Source organism: Gandjariella thermophila, assembly GCF_005405885.1.
GTDB lineage: Bacteria > Actinomycetota > Actinomycetes > Mycobacteriales > Pseudonocardiaceae > Gandjariella > Gandjariella thermophila.
This window is the reverse complement of sequence record NZ_BJFL01000009.1, coordinates 71,433-89,055: the sequence shown is the minus strand read 5'-3', so window position 1 is coordinate 89,055 and position 17,623 is coordinate 71,433. Positions and strand designations below refer to the sequence as shown.

The 17,623-nt window shown below is 73.8% G+C and carries 15 protein-coding genes; 7 read left to right on the top strand and 8 right to left on the bottom strand.

Annotated elements, in window-relative coordinates:
- Positions 1-111 precede the first annotated feature (111 nt).
- Positions 112-2,517 carry a DEAD/DEAH box helicase gene (locus tag FFT21_RS11745; RefSeq protein ID WP_137813851.1) on the top strand — a complete coding sequence of 802 codons (2,406 nt, stop codon included), beginning with the start codon at positions 112-114 and terminating at the stop codon, positions 2,515-2,517.
- Here the strand turns inward: FFT21_RS11745 and FFT21_RS11740 are convergent.
- The 8 genes from FFT21_RS11740 to ssd all read right to left on the bottom strand — a co-directional run bounded on the left by FFT21_RS11740 (position 2,478) and on the right by ssd (position 8,481).
- Entirely contained in the window at positions 2,478-3,122 is a 645-nt protein-coding gene (locus FFT21_RS11740) for a bifunctional DNA primase/polymerase (protein WP_137813850.1), read from the bottom strand. The genes FFT21_RS11745 and FFT21_RS11740 overlap by 40 nt on opposite strands.
- Before the next feature lie 252 nt (positions 3,123-3,374).
- Positions 3,375-3,737: an Rv3654c family TadE-like protein gene (locus tag FFT21_RS11735; RefSeq protein WP_137813849.1), complete on the bottom strand. Its 363-nt coding sequence runs from the start codon at positions 3,735-3,737 to the stop codon at positions 3,375-3,377.
- Positions 3,738-3,745: 8 nt separating this feature from the next.
- Positions 3,746-4,174 carry a TadE family type IV pilus minor pilin gene (locus FFT21_RS11730; protein WP_137813848.1) on the bottom strand — a complete coding sequence of 143 codons (429 nt, stop codon included), beginning with the start codon at positions 4,172-4,174 and terminating at the stop codon, positions 3,746-3,748.
- Complete coding sequence (locus FFT21_RS11725) at positions 4,174-4,452, bottom strand: DUF4244 domain-containing protein (protein WP_225978320.1); 279 nt, start codon at positions 4,450-4,452, stop codon at positions 4,174-4,176. The genes FFT21_RS11730 and FFT21_RS11725 overlap by 1 nt, the downstream gene beginning before the upstream one ends.
- Positions 4,453-4,555: 103 nt before the next feature.
- Positions 4,556-5,326: a type II secretion system F family protein gene (locus FFT21_RS11720; RefSeq protein WP_225978319.1), complete on the bottom strand. Its 771-nt coding sequence runs from the start codon at positions 5,324-5,326 to the stop codon at positions 4,556-4,558.
- Positions 5,323-6,141: a type II secretion system F family protein gene (locus FFT21_RS11715; protein ID WP_225978318.1), complete on the bottom strand. Its 819-nt coding sequence runs from the start codon at positions 6,139-6,141 to the stop codon at positions 5,323-5,325. The genes FFT21_RS11720 and FFT21_RS11715 overlap by 4 nt, the downstream gene beginning before the upstream one ends.
- Complete coding sequence (locus FFT21_RS11710; protein WP_137813847.1) at positions 6,135-7,304, bottom strand: TadA family conjugal transfer-associated ATPase; 1,170 nt, start codon at positions 7,302-7,304, stop codon at positions 6,135-6,137. The genes FFT21_RS11715 and FFT21_RS11710 overlap by 7 nt, the downstream gene beginning before the upstream one ends.
- 94 nt (positions 7,305-7,398) lie before the next feature.
- Positions 7,399-8,481, bottom strand: coding sequence for a septum site-determining protein Ssd (ssd, locus tag FFT21_RS11705; protein ID WP_137813846.1), 1,083 nt, complete (start codon positions 8,479-8,481; stop codon positions 7,399-7,401).
- 506 nt (positions 8,482-8,987) lie between these two features.
- Between ssd and FFT21_RS11700 the strand changes: the two genes are divergently transcribed.
- The 6 genes from FFT21_RS11700 (at position 8,988) to FFT21_RS11675 (ending at position 17,613) form a co-directional block, all read left to right on the top strand.
- Positions 8,988-9,815, top strand: coding sequence for an HAD-IB family hydrolase (locus tag FFT21_RS11700; RefSeq protein ID WP_137813845.1), 828 nt, complete (start codon positions 8,988-8,990; stop codon positions 9,813-9,815).
- Between the two features lie 689 nt (positions 9,816-10,504).
- Positions 10,505-12,409: a glycoside hydrolase family 3 protein gene (locus FFT21_RS11695; RefSeq protein ID WP_225978317.1), complete on the top strand. Its 1,905-nt coding sequence runs from the start codon at positions 10,505-10,507 to the stop codon at positions 12,407-12,409.
- Between the two features lie 8 nt (positions 12,410-12,417).
- Positions 12,418-13,707 (top strand): exo-beta-N-acetylmuramidase NamZ family protein, encoded by a 1,290-nt coding sequence (locus FFT21_RS11690; protein ID WP_137813843.1) that lies wholly within the window; start codon positions 12,418-12,420, stop codon positions 13,705-13,707.
- 83 nt (positions 13,708-13,790) lie between these two features.
- A complete protein-coding gene (locus FFT21_RS11685) occupies positions 13,791-15,527 on the top strand; it encodes a serine hydrolase domain-containing protein (protein WP_371856774.1) in 1,737 nt (578 codons plus the stop codon).
- A 287-nt stretch (positions 15,528-15,814) separates the two neighbouring features.
- Positions 15,815-16,702: a MurR/RpiR family transcriptional regulator gene (locus FFT21_RS11680; protein ID WP_192909501.1), complete on the top strand. Its 888-nt coding sequence runs from the start codon at positions 15,815-15,817 to the stop codon at positions 16,700-16,702.
- Positions 16,699-17,613, top strand: a complete 915-nt coding sequence (locus FFT21_RS11675; protein ID WP_137813841.1) for an N-acetylmuramic acid 6-phosphate etherase — start codon at positions 16,699-16,701, stop codon at positions 17,611-17,613. The genes FFT21_RS11680 and FFT21_RS11675 overlap by 4 nt, the downstream gene beginning before the upstream one ends.
- The last annotated feature ends 10 nt before the right edge of the window (positions 17,614-17,623 follow it).

Genomic DNA, 17,623 nt, shown 5'->3' with positions numbered 1-17,623 from the left:
CAGTTGCCCCGTCCAGTCTGTTCACCGTCCGTTATCTCCGCAGGTCGAGGTCCGTGATCGATCCAGTGAACGAATTCGGCTGTCCGGGTGCGTTGTGCCAAGCTGTGTGACGTGGGCAAACAGCGCGTAACGGGCCGTGGCAGCCGGCTGCTGGACCGGGTACTCGCCGGGGTCCCCGAGGGAGAGTCACCGCTCACCCACGTCGCCGAACTGCCCGAGCGGGACGCCGGAACCGCCGACTGGCCGGAGTGGGCGCCGGACCCGGTCGTGTCCGCCTTTCGCTCGGTCGGCGTAACACGGCCGTGGCAGCACCAGGTGGCGGCCGCGTCCCGGGCCTGGTCGGGGCAGCATGTGATTCTCGCCACGGGTACCGCGTCCGGTAAGTCGCTGGCCTACCAGCTTCCGGTGTTGTCCCGGTTGACCAGCGAGCGCAGGGCAACGGCGCTCTATCTCGCGCCCACCAAGGCGCTTGGCGTGGACCAGTTGGCGGCGGTCACCAGGCTCGGTGTCGAGGGGGTGCGGCCGGCGGTGTTCGACGGCGACACGCCGAGCGCCGAGCGGGACTGGGTGCGGGCGCACTCACGCTGGGTGTTCACCAACCCGGACATGCTGCACCGCGGCATCCTGCCGGCCCACTCGCGCTGGGCGACGTTCTTCCGCCGGCTGGCGTTCGTGGTGGTCGACGAGTGCCATGCCTACCGCGGCGTGTTCGGCTCGCACGTCGCCCTGCTGCTGCGCCGGCTGCGCCGGGTGGCCCGAGGCTACGGCGCCTCTCCGGTGTTCGTGCTCGCATCGGCCACGGTGTCCGACCCGGCGACGTCGGCCGGCCGGCTGACCGGCCTGGAGTGTGCGGCGGTGACCGAGGACGCCTCGCCGCGTGGAGCGCGCACCGTGGCGTTGTGGGAGCCGCCGCTGCTGGACGAACTGGCCGGCGAGCAGGGCGCGCCGGTGCGGCGGTCGGCGGGTGCCGAGGCCGCCCGGATCCTCGCCGACCTGGTCGTGGAGGGTGCCCGCACGCTGGCGTTCGTCCGCTCGCGGCGGGGTGCGGAGCTGACCGCGCTCGGCGCCCGGCGGGTGCTCGCCGAGGTGGACGGCGGGCTTGCCAGGCGGGTCGCCGCGTACCGCGCGGGCTTCCTGCCCGAGGAGCGGCGGGCGCTGGAGCGTTCACTGGCAAGCGGTGAGCTGCTGGGCGTGGCCACCACGAACGCCCTGGAACTCGGCGTGGACATCTGCGGGCTGGACGCCGTGGTGGTGGCCGGATACCCGGGCACGCTGGCGTCGTTCTGGCAGCAGGCCGGGCGCGCCGGGCGGGACGGCGACGGCGCCCTGGTGGTGTTCGTGGCCAGGGACGATCCGCTGGACACCTACCTGGTGCACCACCCGGACGCGGTGCTGAACCGGCCCGTCGAGGCGACCGTGCTGGACCCCGCCAACCCGTACGTGCTCGGCCCGCACCTGGCCTGCGCGGCGGCCGAACTACCGCTCACGCCGCGCTGCCTGGCGTTGTTCGGCGAGGCGGAGGCGCGGGCGGTGCTGGACGACCTGGTCGCCGACGGCGTGGTGCGGCAGCGGGCGACCGGCTGGTACTGGGTGGCGCGGGAACGCCCGCACGCCTCGGTGAGCATCCGCGGCTCCGGTGCCGAGCAGGTCTGCGTGGTGGAGGCGGACACCGGCCGGCTGCTCGGCACGGTGGACCCCGGCGCGGCGTGCTGGCAGGTCCATCCGGGCGCCGTCTATCTGCACCAGGGCTCCTCATACGTGGTCGACGCGCTGGACCTGACCGACGGTCTGGCGCTCGTACACGCCGAGGACCCGGAGTGGAGCACATCCCCGCGCGACGTGGTGGACATCTCCGTGGTGCGCACGCTGACCAAGCAGAAGCACCCGGGTGGGGTGTCGGCGTGCCTCGGCGAGGTGGAGGTGACCTCGCAGGTCGTGGGCTACCTGCGCCGGCTGCCGTCCGGTGAGGTGCTCGACCACGTGCCGCTCGACCTGCCGGAGCGGTCGCTGCGTACCCGGGCGGTCTGGTACACGGTGTCCGACGAGTTGCTGCACGGCAGTGCGCCGGGGGGCGCCGGGCTGGATCCGGCGCGCGTCCCCGGCGCACTGCACGCCGCCGAGCATGCGGCGATCGGCCTGCTACCTCTCTTCGCGACCTGTGACCGGTGGGACATCGGCGGGGTGTCCACCGCGCTGCATGAGGACACCGGGGAGGCGACGGTGTTCGTGCACGATGGTCATCCCGGGGGAGCCGGCTTCGCCGATCGCGGGTTCGCCGCGTTGGTCCCCTGGTTGGTCGCTACTCGGGAGGCGATCGCTTCCTGCGACTGCCCGGCTGGCTGCCCGTCCTGCGTTCAGTCGCCCAAGTGCGGGAATGGCAACGAGCCGCTGGACAAGGCGGGTGCGGTGGCCGTGCTGGACGCCGTACTCGGGGTGATACGGGAGGATGGCGGCGTCCAGCACGGCCGTGTCCTGGATCAGGCGACCGGCGAGCGGTGCGCGCTGACCAGCGGCTGAGCCGTGGCCAGCTCGGGAAGCACATCGCCGCGCAGCGCCGAAACCAGGGCGTCCTGCACGACGTCCGACGCCGGGAGGCGCCAGCCGCACACCTCGGGGTTGACCCGCCAGTGCACCACGCCGTGTTCGAACGGCGTGGGCGGCAGTGGGATCCAGCTACCGGTGCTGTGCAGTCGCACGTCGGCGCACTCGGCCAGCTCGGGGCGCAGCCGCCGGCCGGACTCGGCCAGGAACAGCCAGCGACCGGACGGGGTGGCTGCGATCGGGACCGGGACGCCGATTCCGCGCAGCGCCCTGGCGGCCCGGCGACCGAGTTCGACGCCCACCTCGACCGCGTCGAGCAGGTGGCCGGTGGCGACCAGCAGGCTGTATGGCACGCCGCCGCTCCACCATGCGGCCACCGATTCCGCGTCCGCGCCGACCCGCTGCTGCCAGTCGTCGTGCACCGGGACCGGACCGTCCTGGTGGGCGCCCTCGCGCCCCGCCCAGCGCGAACCCGTCGGATAGGTACCGGGCAACACGGGCCAACCGCGCCAGGCGAGGCCGATCGCCTCCGCCCGCAGTTCGATGCGGAACGCCCCGCGCCAGCTATCCGACCAGTCCATCGCCAACTCTCCTCGTCGCCTCAATCCTTGTGCCGCGGCGCCGCACCGGCGCCCTCAACCAAACCAAACGGCACGAAGGGGGGAGTTGGTAACTCCCTGTCGGCAACCGGTCGGTGTGAGACGGCGAACGAGGTCGCCTTCGCCGGAGGGCCGAACGTTCGACGTCCTGGTGGCCCGGTCGATCTCGCACGCCAGCACGTGACGAACTCCACTCAACGCGTTGGGCCGACCGCTCGTCGTAGCCGGAGCCGATCAGTTCTCCGCGGGCCCGGCACGGGCCCTGGCGCGCGCGGTACCGAACCGGGCGAGCGGCTCCGGTGGTCGTGAGGTCACCTCGACCAGCGCGTCCCAGCCGTCCAGGTGACAGCTGACAAGCGCGGTGCCCATTCGCTCGGCGACCCAGGCGGCGCGCTCGCATGCCGGGCTCTCCCCGGACACACCGTCCACCGCCGCGCCGAGCGCGGCCAGGTCGGCCGCGGCCGCCGCCCGGTGCCGGGTGACCACGGCCGCGCCGAGGTACACACCGGCCGTGGTCACCACCAGCACGGCGGCGATCACGGCGACCACCCAGACGGTGGCGGAGCCCCGGTCGCCGGGTTCGGTTGACCTGCCCATGCTCGTCCTCACCCCGCGGCTGCTTGGCCGGTTGACGGCGGATACGCATCGGCGGCGGTCGGTTCCAGCACCGCGTAGGCGTCCGCCCGGAGGTGGATGCCGGGAAGAAAGCCGCCGGGCGGGTCAGCCGTGACCTCCACCTGCGCGGTGTCACCGCTGACCAGCACGGTCAGCCTGGCGCCGCTCGGCGCGATGCGGTCCACGGCTTCCCGCGCCCGTTCCGACTCGCCCCGGGCCACCAGCCGGGCCGCCTCCCGCGCCGCATCGGTGCAGTGCAGTTGCCCGAGCACGGCCGTCACGGCCGACAGGGCCGCCGCAAGGACCAGAACGACCGCGCCGAGCGCGGTCGCCGCCTCGACGGTGACCGCGCCGCGATCCCGCGGGCAAGGTGCCGGCCGCACGCCGGCCGCGAGGGAGGCACGGCTGGCGCCGGACATCAGAAGCGCACCGAGAGGGCTCGCTCGACGAGGCTGGTGAGCGCCGAACTCACCCCGCCGCTGGTCACCACCGCGTAGAGCACCGCGGCGAAGGCGGCGGCCGCGATCGTGCCGATGGCGTACTCCACCGTGCTCATGCCGGCGTCGTCCCGCCATCCCGTGACGATCCGTGCCCACAGCCGCGCGGACATGGTCAACCCGTTCCGCTTCGCGGATCCGCCGGACCGGCGCGGGCGGAGATCGTGGTCGGGCCGGATGCCGCAGCTTGAGGCGATCATTGAGACTCCTTTCGGCTCGCACGAGCCATGCGTGGACAACTCGATCCGGACGTATCCGGACGATCTCGGGTGGGACGGCGCCGGTCACCGGGCCGCCGACCGGTCACCATGCCGGCACCAGCCGGCTCGCCAGCGCGATCACCACCGGCAGCACACCGAGGCAGAGGAACGCGGGCAGGAAGCACAGGCCGAGTGGCCCGGTAATCAGCACGGCGGCCCGTTGTGCCCGTTCCTCCTCGTGGTCGCGAGCACCGGATCGGACCTCCTCGGCGAGTTCGGTCGCCGTCCCCGCCAGCGCGGTGCCGGACCGGGCGGTCCGGCGCGCCGCCCTGGCCAGCGGAGCGAGGTCGGGATCGGCCAGTGCCGGCGCCCAGCACGCGACCGGGTCGGCGCCGAGCGCCATCAGCTCGCCGGATCGGCGCAACACGACGGCAGGGGTTGCGGGCAGTTCCTCGGCGACGATGCGCACGGCGACCGGCACGGGTAGTCCGGCGCGCAGGCACGCGGCCAGCAGGTCCCAGCAGGCGGCCAGGCGCAGCGGGTCGGAAGTGGCTCGGCGCCGGGGAGCGGCGCGTTCCGCGCGCAGGGCACGCCGGACGGCGGCGAACGTGGCCAGCCCCAGTGGGATACCGGCGACGAGACCGACCGGCCCGCCGACCAGGGCGACGGGCAGGGCAGCGATCGCCACCGATGCCACCACCGGCAACGGCCACGCCGGCGGGCCGCAACCCCTGGACCTGGTCGCCGGCGCGGCACCGTGCGGTCCGGGCCGGGCAACGGCGAGTCGGCCCAGCCTCGCTCGCGCGTCGTCCGGTACCGGCGCGATGAGCATCGCGGCCGCCGTCAGCAGGACGGACAGGGCGTAGCCGGTCATGGCAACACCGCCCGGTCGGTGAGTCGAGCGCTCCACAGGACACCGGCGCACAGCAGCGTGGTACCGACCACCAGCAGCGCCTGGCCCACGCCGGTCGTGGCCAGCACGTGCAGCGCGCGGACGCCCATCGCCTCGCCCAGCAGAAGGCCGACGACCGGAAGCGAAGCGAGTACCGCGGCACTTGCCCGAGGACCGGCCATCCGCGCCTGTACCTGTTTGGCGAACCGAACCCGCTGCCGCAGGTCCCGCCGGACGGCGTCGAGCACGCCGGCGAGCGGGACGCCGTGCCGGTCCGCGACCGTCCATGCCGTGCCGACCTGCGTCAAGGCCCAGCCGAGCACCGGTTGCGTGGCGGCCGCGCCGGCCAGTGCGACCGCCACGTCGCCACCGAGGCGGGCGGCAGCGGCGATGCCGTTCATCGCCAGGGCGGCGATCGGTTCGGCGTCAGCGGCCGCTCGCTCGGCGGCCGAAGCCGGGTGCGCTCCGGCACGAAGTTCCGCGACGAGGGCGCCGAGAGCGCTCGCCATGGCGGCGGTGGCCCGAAGCCGGGCCCGCAGGGCGGCCCGCGCCCGCCACCGGCCGACAGCGGTGGCGCCCAGCAATCCGGCGGCGATCCCGCCGCCGACGCCGAGCAGTGCGGCCCCCAGCGCGCCGCAGCACGCCACCGCCAGCGTGCCGCCGAGCCGGCCGGGCCTTCGTGGCCGGCGGCGCCGACCGTCCGGCTCCGGCCGCAGTGCGCGCAACCGGTGGCTTGCCGTACCGCGCGGCCAGACCAGCACGGAGCCGGCGAGCGCGAGGAAAGCCATGCTCACCATGGCGCGCTCACCCCTCGCTCGGTGAGCAGCGCGGCGAGCTTGGGCCGCGCCGGCTGCCAACCGTCCGCGTACCGCCAGACCGCCCGCACGCGGATCTCGTCGGCGGACCGCTCCACCAGGCCGATCTCGACCAGTCGCCGCGCACCGGAGGACTCCCTGCGGACGTGCAGCACGACCTGGATGGCCGCGGCGAGTTGGCTGTGCAGCGCCGCCCGGCCGAGCCCGCCCAGCGCGGCCAGCGCCTCCAACCGGGCGGGCACCTCCGCGGGGGAGTTGGCGTGCAACGTGCCCGCGCCGCCGTCGTGGCCGGTGTTCAGGGCGTTCAGCAACTCACACACCTCGGCGCCACGGACCTCGCCCACGACGATCCGGTCCGGCCGCATGCGTAGCGACTGGCGCACGAGGTCGCGAACGGTGACCTCCCCGGCGCCCTCGATGTTGGGTAGCCGGGCGATCAGCCGCACCACCTGCGGATGCCGAGGTTGCAGTTCCCCGGCGTCCTCGACGCACACCACCCGCTCGTGTGCCGGCACGCAGCCGAGCAACGCCGCCAGCAGCGTGGTCTTTCCCGAGCCGGTGCCGCCGACCACGAGGAAGGCGAGTCGGGCGCGTACCACTGCCCGCAGCAACGCCCCGGTCGCCGCGTCGAAGGTGCCCAACCGGGCCAGCTCGTCCAGATCATGCACGGCCGGCCGCAGTACGCGGAGTGACAGGCAGGTGCCGCCGGCGGCGATCGGCGGGAGCACGGCGTGCAGCCGGAGCCGCCCGGCAGGGCCGCTGCCCGGCAGCCAGGCGTCCACATAGGGCTGGGCGTCGTCCAACCGCCGGCCGGCCGCCAGCGCGAGCCGCTGCGCGAGCCTGCGGACGGCGTCGTCGTCACGGAACCGCACACCGGTGCGCCGCAGGCCGTCCTGGCCGTCCACCCAGACCTCGTGCGGGCCGGTGACCAGCACGTCGGTGGTGGCGGGATCGCGTAGTAGCGGCTCCAGCGGACCCGCGCCGACGAACTCCTGCCGCAGCACGCGCAGTGCGTCGAGCACGTCGGCGTCGCCGACGACACCACCGGCCTCGGCGCGCACCGCCTCGGCAACCGCGGCGAACGTCACGCCGGCGCCGGTGCTGGCCAGCCGCTGCCGCACCCGCTCCACCAGATCCGCGCTCATCGCCCCTCCCTTTCGGCGAGTTCGCACGCGACCGCGATCGCGTCGCCAGAGCGCACCAGATGCACCTGCGGCAGGCCGCGTGGCTGACGGCCGGTCACGGCCGCCGCTCCGCGCCCGCCGAACGCAACGCGGACAGCACCGCGCTGGCCGTCGCCACCAGCGGGCCGCGTGGCCGGGCCGGCACCCGACCGCGTTCCAGGGCCCGGGACAGCCCCGGTTCCGGTCGCATCGCGTTGAGCAGCGGCACCCCGGCGGCCGCGGCGACGTCTTCTGGTGAAAGGCCGCCGGGCGCCGGCCCGCGCACCACCGCGTGCAGTTCGACGCCGCGCTCGCGGGCGCGTTCGGCGACCCGCTTGGTCGCGGCGCAGGCCCGCACCTCGGCGGGCACCACCACAACCGCGAGGTCGGCCCGGTCGAGTGCGGCGCACGCCGGCTCCGGCAGGTGCCTCGGCAGGTCGCAGACAACCGTCTCACCGGCTCGCCGCCCCGCCTCCACCACGGCGGCCACCGCCTCCGCCACCGGGCCGGGACCGTCGCGGTCGCAGGAGAGGACGGTCAGCGAGCCGCCGCCGTGCCGCCGCCCGGGGAGCGCCGAGCGCAGCGAGGCAACCGAAACCCTTCCGCTGGCCAGGGCAAGCTCGGGCCACCGTAGGCCGGCCTCGCCCTCCGCTCCGAGCACCAGGTCCAGGCCACCGCCCAGTGGGTCGCAGTCGACCAGGAGCGCGCGGCCGCCGCCGCGTAGCACGGCATGGGCGACGGACGCGGCCAGCACCGAGGCACCCGCCCCGCCCCGGCCGCCCAGCACGGCCAGCACCCTCCCCACCGCATGCGCCGGCGCCTCCACCACGTCCGCGAACGCGTTGACCAGGAGGTCCTCGGCGAGCGGCAGCGCGAGGACGTGTTCCGCACCGGCCCGGACGGCCGCCTGCCACACCTCCGGCGGCGGGTCCCCGGGGCAAACCACCAGCACCCCCGGGCGGCGGGCCAGCCCCGCCCCGGCGCACCGCACGGCGCCGGTCTCATCCAGCAACACCAGCGGGGCGGTCGACCATTTCGCGCGCACGCCGGCGACATCCGGTGCGCGGTGTAACTCGCAGCCGGCCGCGGCGGCCAACCGCAGCAGTTCGTCGAGCACCGCCTCGTCGTCGGCCAGCACGAGTGGTCGTTTCGTCTCCATCGTGTCCCCCCTTGTCGACCCTGATCAGCAGCCGCCTTCCGGCGGCGAGGCGCTCGGGCGGCCCTCCGCCGATCCGCGACCACGCTCCCGCCGGCCCGAGCCGGCGGCAACGGCCGCTGATCAACTTGTGGACAACCGGTGAGGCTGTGGACAGGGCCGCGGCGGCACGCCACGAAGGCCGAGAAATGTCGGTGGGGCCCGGCATGATGGGCGCGGGTTGTCTCGGCTCCGCGCGACCCGATCCCGGTTTGCGGCTTGCGGGGACCCGCGGGCTTCGAGTGGCCTCCGGGACCTGCGTCGGCGCGGGTCACCGCCGCTGGATATGGGACGACCCCCGCCAGGGGGGAGGGACGGGGGTCGTCATCAGGTTCAGCCCCGGGGGGTCGAGCTGAACCCGTCCGGTAACCACCGGACGGCGTCTACTGTATCTCCCCGCAGCCGGGTGATGCGCCCTGTCCTTTCGAGGGACACGCCGACAATTGCGTAACGGCACTTATGCTGTCTGTGTGACCGAGCCCAGCAGCGGCGCCGCGCCCTCTTCCGGCAGCCGCGTCGCCGCGTACTTTGACCTGGACAAGACGGTCATCGCCAAGTCGAGCACACTCGCCTTCAGCCGTCCCTTCTTCCAGGAGGGCCTGATCAATCGGCGCGCGGTGCTCAAGAGCGCGTACGCCCAGTTCGTGTTCATGCAGGCCGGCGCGGACGCCGACCAAATGGATCGTATGCGCGCCCATCTCACCGCGCTGTGCGAGGGATGGGACGTCGAGCAGGTCCGCGCGATCGTCGAGGAGACCCTGCACGACATCGTCGATCCACTGGTCTACCGGGAGGCGACCCAGCTCATCGCGGAGCACAAGCACGAGGGCCACGACGTGGTCGTGGTGTCCGCCTCCGGTGCGGAGATCGTCGCTCCGATCGCGAAGATGGTGGGTGCCACCCACAGTATTGCCACCCGCATGGTGGTCAACGACGGCAAGTACACCGGCGAGATCGACTTCTACTGCTACGGCGAGAACAAGGCCATCGCGGCCAAGCAACTCGCCGAGCAGAACGGGTACGACCTGGCCGAGTGCCACGCGTACTCGGACTCGATCACCGACCTGCCGTTGCTGGAGGTGGTCGGCCACCCGACCGTGGTCAACCCGGACCGTGGACTGCGAAAGATCGCCGCACAGCGCGGCTGGCCGGTGCTCACCTTCTCCGACCCGATCTCGCTGCGCGCCAGGATTCCGACCCCGTCCGGCACCGCCGTCGCGGCGGCCGCGGTCGGCATCGGAGCGGTCGCCGCGGCGGGGTTCGCCTGGTACGGGTTGCGGCGCCGGCGGCGCGGCTGACAGCCAGGAGCCGGGTCGGCGCCGCAGCCTTGCAGGCAACCGACGACCTGCGCTTTTGGCGTCACGACGGGGTTCCGGCCGCGCGGCGCCGCGGCTTGAACGGTGCACCCGGCACGGGCCTTGCTGTGACCCAGCACACTAGGTAGAACAGAACTGCGGACTTCGGAATGGCCAGGGGTCATGCGAAGGGAAGCATGATCCACCCCAACCGGACTCCGTGGGTAGACAACCGGGCACCCACGCTGAGCACGCCGCGGGAGGCACGTCGTCGAGGGACTGCGTACCGGGACGCCGGACGCCGAGTCCCCACCAGGGACGACTTGTGTTGCACGCCTGGTAACCCGGCGGTCTACCCGGGCGGGCGGCGCCTTCGGTTTCAGCCGGTGGGCGCCGTTCGCGCGTGTTCGGGGCAGGAAAGTCCGCCGGCCGCGGGACCGCGCGGCTCGCGCGAGGCCGGATCGGGTCGCTGCCGGTGCGTCAGTACCGGCACGCATCGCAGCCGTGGCAACAAATACCGGTCGATACCGGCATTCCGCCGCGGATCATCTCGCTCGGCGCGGAAACCGACCGGGGACGCACTTCTTCACGACGCGCGCACAACCGTTGACTCAGGGCAGCTATGTGAGTAACTTGCCTCTGACCATCGGATGCGGTGGGAATATTTCCACGCTGCCCGCAAGGGAGGCCGCGTGTCAACGGTTCGTTCCAGCACCCATCGCCGCTTCCCCGCCGTGCCGGCACTGCTGGCCGCCGCCTGCCTGGCCGGTACCGTCGGCGCCGCCACCCCGGCCGTGGCCGCGCAGACCGCCAACCCGGAGCCCCACACCGGCTCCCTGCGAAGCGACGGCCCGGTGCCCGCCGCGCCGGGAGGCAAGGCGCGACCCTCGCCCGCACGGGAGGCCGCGATGAACGGCTGGGTGGCGGCCACCCTGCACCGAATGAGCCTGCCGGAGAAGGTCGGCCAACTGTTCGTCACGTACGTGCACGGTTTCGCCGCCGACACCGCGGACCCGGCCAACCAGCGCGAGTTCGGCGTGGACAGGCCCGCGCAGGTGGTGCGGCGCTACCACCTCGGCGGCGTCATCTACTTCCACAACTCCGCCGTGAACAACATCGCCAACCCCGCGCAGGTGGCCGGCCTGTCGAACGGCCTGCAGCGGGCCGCGCTGGCCTCGGGCTCCGGCGTGCCGCTGATCATCGGCACCGACCAGGAAGAAGGCATCGTCACCCGGATCGGGCCGCCGGCCACCCAGTTCCCCGGCGGCATGGCGCTCGGCGCGGGGCGGAGCCCCGAGGACGCCACCGAGGCGGCCCGGATCACCGCCGCCGAACTCCGCGCGATGGGCGTCAACCAGAACTTCGCCCCGGATGCCGACGTCAACGTCAACCCGGCCAATCCGGTGATCGGGGTTCGCTCGTTCGGCTCCGACCCGAACCTGGTCGCGGGCATGGTCGCCGCGCAGGTCGCCGGTTACCAGGACGGCACCGATCCGGCCGGCACGGTGTCCAGCGCGGTCAAACACTTCCCCGGGCACGGCGACACCGACACGGACAGCCACACCGGACTCCCGATGATCAACCACGACCACGACACCTGGGAGCGGATCGACGCGCCGCCGTTCCGCGCCGCCATCGCCGCCGGTACCGACACGATCATGAGTGCGCACATCGTCACGCCGAAGCTCGACTCGTCGGGCGAGCCGGCCACGCTCTCCCCCGCCGTGCTCACCGGCCTGCTCCGCGGCGAACTCGGCTACCAGGGCGTGATCATCACTGATTCGCTGCAGATGCAGGGCGTGCGCACGAAGCATCCCGACGCGGAGATCCCGGTGCTCGCCCTGCTGGCTGGCGCGGACCAACTCCTCATGCCGGCCAACCTGAACGTGGCGATCAACAGCGTGGTGGACGCCGTGCACGCGGGACGGCTCACCGAGCGGCGGATCGACACCAGCGTCGCCCGCATCCTGCGGTTGAAGTGGCGGCGCGGCATCGTGGCCCACCCGCTGGTGGACGAGAACCGGGTGGGCGCCGTGGTGGGCACCGCCGACCACCTGGCCGCCGCAGCCCGGATCACCGACCGCACCACCACCGCGGTGCGCAACGACGCCGGGCTGCTCCCGCTGCGGGCCGCCCCGCACCGGGTGCTGGTGGCGGGCGCCGGATCGGTCACCGTGCCCGCGCTGGCCGCCCGGGTCGCGGCACGCGGCCCGACCACCTCGACCGCGGTGACCGGGACGGCGCCGAGCGAGCAGCAGATCGCCGCGGCGGTGGCCGCCGCGCGGAACGCCGACCTCGTGGTCGCGTTGACCAACGGGCTCTCCGGCTCGGCGGCCCAGCAGGATCTGCTGCGCCGGCTGGTGGCGACCGGCCGGCCGGTGGTGGCGGTCGCGGTGCAGAACCCGTACGACGTGGCCTGTATCGACACCGAGCCGACCTGGCTGGCCACCTACTCGCCGACCGCGGTGGCGATGGCGTCGCTGGCCAGGGTGCTGTTCGGCGAGGTCGCCCCGGCCGGCAGGTTGCCGGTCGACGTGCCGGACGCGGGCGATCCCAGCCGGATCCGGTACCCGTTCGGCTACGGGCTGACGTGGTGAGGAACCCGGTGAACCGGCGGCGATTCCTGGCCACGGCGGCACTGGCCGGGCCGGCGCTGGCCGGCTCCTCCGTGCCGGCCGCGAGCCCCGCACCCGGACCGCGGAACACCGGACCGGCAGCCGGCCCCGGCTCGGCGACGACCGCCGGGCCAGTGCGCACCGGCGCGGATGTGCTGGCCGAGGAGGGCTGGCGGCGGCTCGCCGGTCGGCGGGTCGGCGTGCTGAGCAACCCGACCGGCGTGCTCGGCGACCTCACGCACATCGTGGACGCCATGGTGGCGGACGGTCATCCGCCGGTCGCGGTGTTCGGGCCCGAGCACGGCTTCCGCGGCACCGCGCAGGCCGGCGGCTCCGAGGGCACGGCGACCGACCCGCGCACCGGCATCCCGGTGTACGACGCCTACGGGGCCACCGCGGACGCGCTCGCCGCGATGTACCGGCACGCCGGGGTCGAAACCGTGGTGTTCGACATCGCCGACGTCGGGGCGCGCTTCTACACCTACGTCTGGACGATGTACACGGCGATGCAGGCGGCCGCCGCGACCGGCGCCGCGTTCGTCGTGCTGGACCGCCCGAATCCCGTTGGTGGGCGGGCGTTCGGCCCGCAGCTTGACCCGGCGTTCGCCTCCGGCGTGGGCCGCAAGCCGATCGTGCAGCAGCACGGCATGACGGTCGGCGAACTCGCGCTGCTCTTCAATGGCGAGTTCCTGCCCGCCGACGGCGGACGAGTGTCCACACTGGACGTCGTGCCGGTGCGCGGCTGGCGGCGCGACGAACTCTCCACCGGCCTGCCCTGGGTGCCGCCCAGCCCGAACATGCCGACGCAGGACACCGCCCTCGTCTACCCGGGAACGTGCCTCTTCGAGGGCACCACCTTCACCGAGGGCCGGGGCACTACCCGGCCGTTCGAGACGATCGGCGCACCCGGCGTGGACTGGCGGTGGGCGGAGCGACTGAACGCCGCCGGCCTTCCCGGTGTGCGCTTCCGGGAGACCTACTTCGTGCCCACCTTCGCCAGGTTCACCGGCACCACCTGCGGCGGCGTGCAACTGCACCGCACCGGCGCCGGCGGCTTCGACGCGATCCGCACGGCGGTCACCATGATCGTCACCGCGCGGCGGTGCTACCCGGCCGCCTTCGGCTGGCGCCCGGACAACTGGATCGACAGGCTCTCCGGGTCCGCCCGGCTGCGCACCATGGTCGACGCCGGCGCGGGCGCGGACGACGTGGTCGCCGCCTGGCAGCAGGAGTTGGCCGAGTTCCGCCGCCGGCGAGAGCCGTACCTGCGCTACCCGTAGCGCCCTGCGCCACCGCGCACCGTGAACCGCCCCCGCCGCCCCACCCGAACCCGTGAGGTGCCCGATTGCGCAGACTCGCCAGCGTGACCGTCCTGCTCGCGGTGCTGACCGCACTCGCGGACCCGGCCGACGCCGAGGTGCCGCCGGTGCCGCCGCACGGCCGGTTCGACCAGCCATACCGCGGCTTCGCCCCGCCGTCGACGCTGCTCCGCGACGGCAGCCCGGCGGAAGCCGGCCTGGACCCGGGGCCGATCGACGACGCGCTCCGCCGCGTGCGGTCGTGGACCGAGCCGGACCCGGGCACCGGGCACCCGATGTTCTCCGGAGCGGTCACCCTGCTCGCCCACGACGGCGTGGTGGTCGCCCGGCGCGCCAGCGGGTACGCGCTGCGCTACGCCGACGCGGCCGGCACCGAACTGGCCGAGGACCGGCGCATCCCGATGCGTACCGGCACCGTCTTCGACCTCGCGTCCCTGTCCAAGCTGTTCACCTCGATCGTCGCGCTGCAACAGATCGAGGCCGGCCGGATCGAGCTGACCGCACCCGTCGCCCGCTACCTGCCGGAGTTCGCCACCAGCGGCAAGGGCGCGATCACCGTCGAGCAACTGCTCACGCACACCTCGGGGCTCGAACCCGACCTGCCGCTGTGGCGGGACTGGCCGGACATCCCGTCCCGGTTCAAGGCCGTACTGGACGTCGCACCGGTCAACCCGCCGGGCAGCACCTACCTCTACTCCGACCTCAACATGATCGCGCTGCAACTCCTCGTGCAGCAGGTCACCGGCCGGCGGCTGGACCTGCTGGTCCGCGACGGCATCACCGGGCCACTCGGCATGGCGCACACCGGCTACAACCCGCCGCCGTCCGCCCGGGCCTCGATCGCGGCCACCGAGTTCGAAAGCGACCCGCCACGCGGTCTGGTGTGGGGCGAGGTGCACGACGAGAACGCGTGGGCGCTGGGCGGGGTGGCCGGGCACGCCGGCGTGTTCTCCACCGCCGACGACCTCGCCGTGCTCGGGCAGGCACTGCTGGACGGCGGCAGCTACGCCGGGCACCGCATCCTCCGGCCGGACACCGTGCGGGAGATGCTGACCGACTACAACGGGGCCTTCCCCGGCGATGCCCACGGCCTCGGCTTCGAACTGGACCAGCGCTGGTACATGGGTGCGCTGACCGGGCCGCGCACCGCCGGGCACACCGGGTTCACCGGCACCACCCTGGTCATCGACCCGGCCTCCCGGTCCATCGCCATCCTGCTCACCAACCGGGTGCATCCCAACCGGAACTGGGGGTCGATCAACCCGGCGCGGCGTGCCGTGGCCGACGGGCTGGCCCGGTCGCTGGCGGTACGGCCGAGGCGGGGACCGGACGCGTGGGCGTCGATCATCGGCGACACCACGACGAACGGCGCCTCGGCCACGCTGACCACCGTGCCGCTGGCGCCGCGCGGGGACCGGCTCACGGTGTCCTTCGACGCGTTCGTGGACGCCGATCCGGCCGACCAGCTCCTGCTGGAGTCCAGTTCGGACGGTGTGAGCTGGCGGGCGGTTCCGGTGCGGGCCAACGGATGCGGCGCGCCGGGCGGCGAGGTGAACGCGCTGACCGGGTACGGCGACCGCTGCTGGTGGACGGTCCGCGCCAAGCTACCGGCGAGCGGACCGCTGCGGCTGCGCTGGCGGTACACCGCCGGCGACGAGTACGCCGGCCGCGGCGTCTACCTGGACGCGATCCGGGTCGGCGACGCGGCGGGAACGCTGCTGGACGCCGAGCGCGACCGAGACGCGCTGACCGCGAGCGGTTGGCGGCTCGCCACGCGCTGACCGAACGCGTGATCAGAACGGCCTACCGTCCGTAACCTGCCCGGCGCGGCGCGAGCGCCGGGCAGGCCGGCAAAACCGGCATCCAGGACGGGTTCAGCCACCCAGCGTTGCCCCGTCCGGCCGAATCGCGGGCCGCCGGCAGGATCGGACACGGTTGCGTTGCGGTCGACCGCCGGCGCGTTGACCGTCATCCTGGCGGTTAGTAAGTTTCCCACGTGCCCAGCGAGAAATCCGCCACCACAGCCTCCGGCGCCGGCGGGCCCGCAGATCCCAGCGAATCCTCACCACTGGTCCGCATCCGGTCGCTGTTGCCCGGCTTGGCCCGCGCCGAGCAGCGGGTGGCCAAGGTGGTGCTGGACGAGCCGGCCGCGGTCGCGCACCGCAGCATCACCGAGGTCGCCGACGCGGCGGGGACCAGCGAAACCACGGTGACCCGGTTCTGCAAGGCCATCGGCGTCAGCGGCTACCCGGAGCTGCGGATCGCGCTGGCCGCGGACACCGCGCGCAGCGCGGCCCGCTCCGACCGCGACCTGGGCGGCGACATCACCCCCAGCGACGACCTGCGGCAGGTGGTCGCCAAGGTCGCCTTCGCCGACGCGCGCGCGGTCGAGGAGACCGCGGAACAGCTCGACGCCGAGGTGCTCGGCCGGGTGGTCGACGCGGTGGCCAGGGCCGGCCGGGTGGACGTGTACGGCGTGGGCGCGAGCGCGTTCGTCGCCTCCGACCTGCAGCAGAAGCTGCACCGCATCGGCCGGGTGTGCTTCGCGTGGAGCGACACACACATCGCGCTCACCTCGGCCGCGGTGCTGCAGCCCGGCGACGTGGCCATCGGCATCTCGCACACCGGCGCCACCGTGGACACCGTGGAACCGCTGCGAGTGGCCGCCGAGCGCGGCGCCACCACCGTGGCGCTGACCAACTTCCCCCGCTCACCGATCAGCGAGGTCGCCGACCACGTGCTGACCACGGCGGCCCGCGAGACCACCTTCCGCTCCGGCGCGATGGCCAGCCGGATCGCCCAACTCACCGTGATCGACTGCCTGTTCATCGGAGTGGCCCAGCGGCACCTGGACACCGCGCGGGCCGCGCTCGCCGCCACCTACGACGCGGTCGGCGGGCACCGGCTCGGCGTGCGGCCGGACGGCCGGCGCCGGCCGCGGGAGACCGGCAGATGACGCCGCGGCCGGGCGCCTCGGTGCAGGTCGACTCGCCGACGGAACGGCGGAACCCGAACACCACCGACATCGATCTTGTGTCCACTGTGGACATCCTGAGGATGATTCACGCCGAGGACCGCACCGTGCCGGACGCGGTCGCGGTCGCACTGCCCCGGCTGGCCATCGCGGTCGACCTCGCCGTCGCCGCGCTGCAGGCCGGTAAGCGGGTGCACTACGTCGGCGCGGGCACCTCCGGCCGGCTGGCCGTGCTGGACGCCGCCGAACTGGTGCCCACCTTCAACGCGCCGGCCGACTGGTTCGTCGCGCACAACGCCGGCGGGTCGCGGGCGCTGAAGGCGGCCGTGGAGGACGCCGAGGACGACGAGGACGCCGGCGCCGCGGAGATCCGCCGGTACGTGTCCCCCGGCGACTTCGTGCTCGGGCTGTCCGCGTCCGGCCGCACCCCGTTCGTGCTCGGCGCACTGGCCACGGCCAGGTCGATCGGCGCGGGCACCGCCCTGGTGGCCAACAACCCCGCGGCGAGCGTGGACGTGGACGTGCTGGTCACGGTGGACACCGGCCCCGAGGCGATCGCCGGCTCGACCAGGATGAAGGCGGGTACCGCGCAGAAGCTGGTGCTGACCGCCTTCTCCACCGCGGTGATGGTCCGGCTCGGCCGCACCTACTCGAACCTGATGGTCAGCATGCGAGCCACCAACGCCAAGCTGCGCGGTCGCACGCTGCGCATCCTGCGGGAGGCCACCGGGCTGGCGGAGCCGGAGTGCTCGGCCGCGCTGGCGGAGGCCGGCGGCGACCTGAAGGTGGCCCTGGTGCACCTGCTCTCCGGTGCCGACCCGCGGCGCTCCGCCGACGCGCTCGCCCACACCGGCGGTCACGTCCGACAGGCGCTGCGCGTGCTCGCCGGCTGACCGTAGCGCG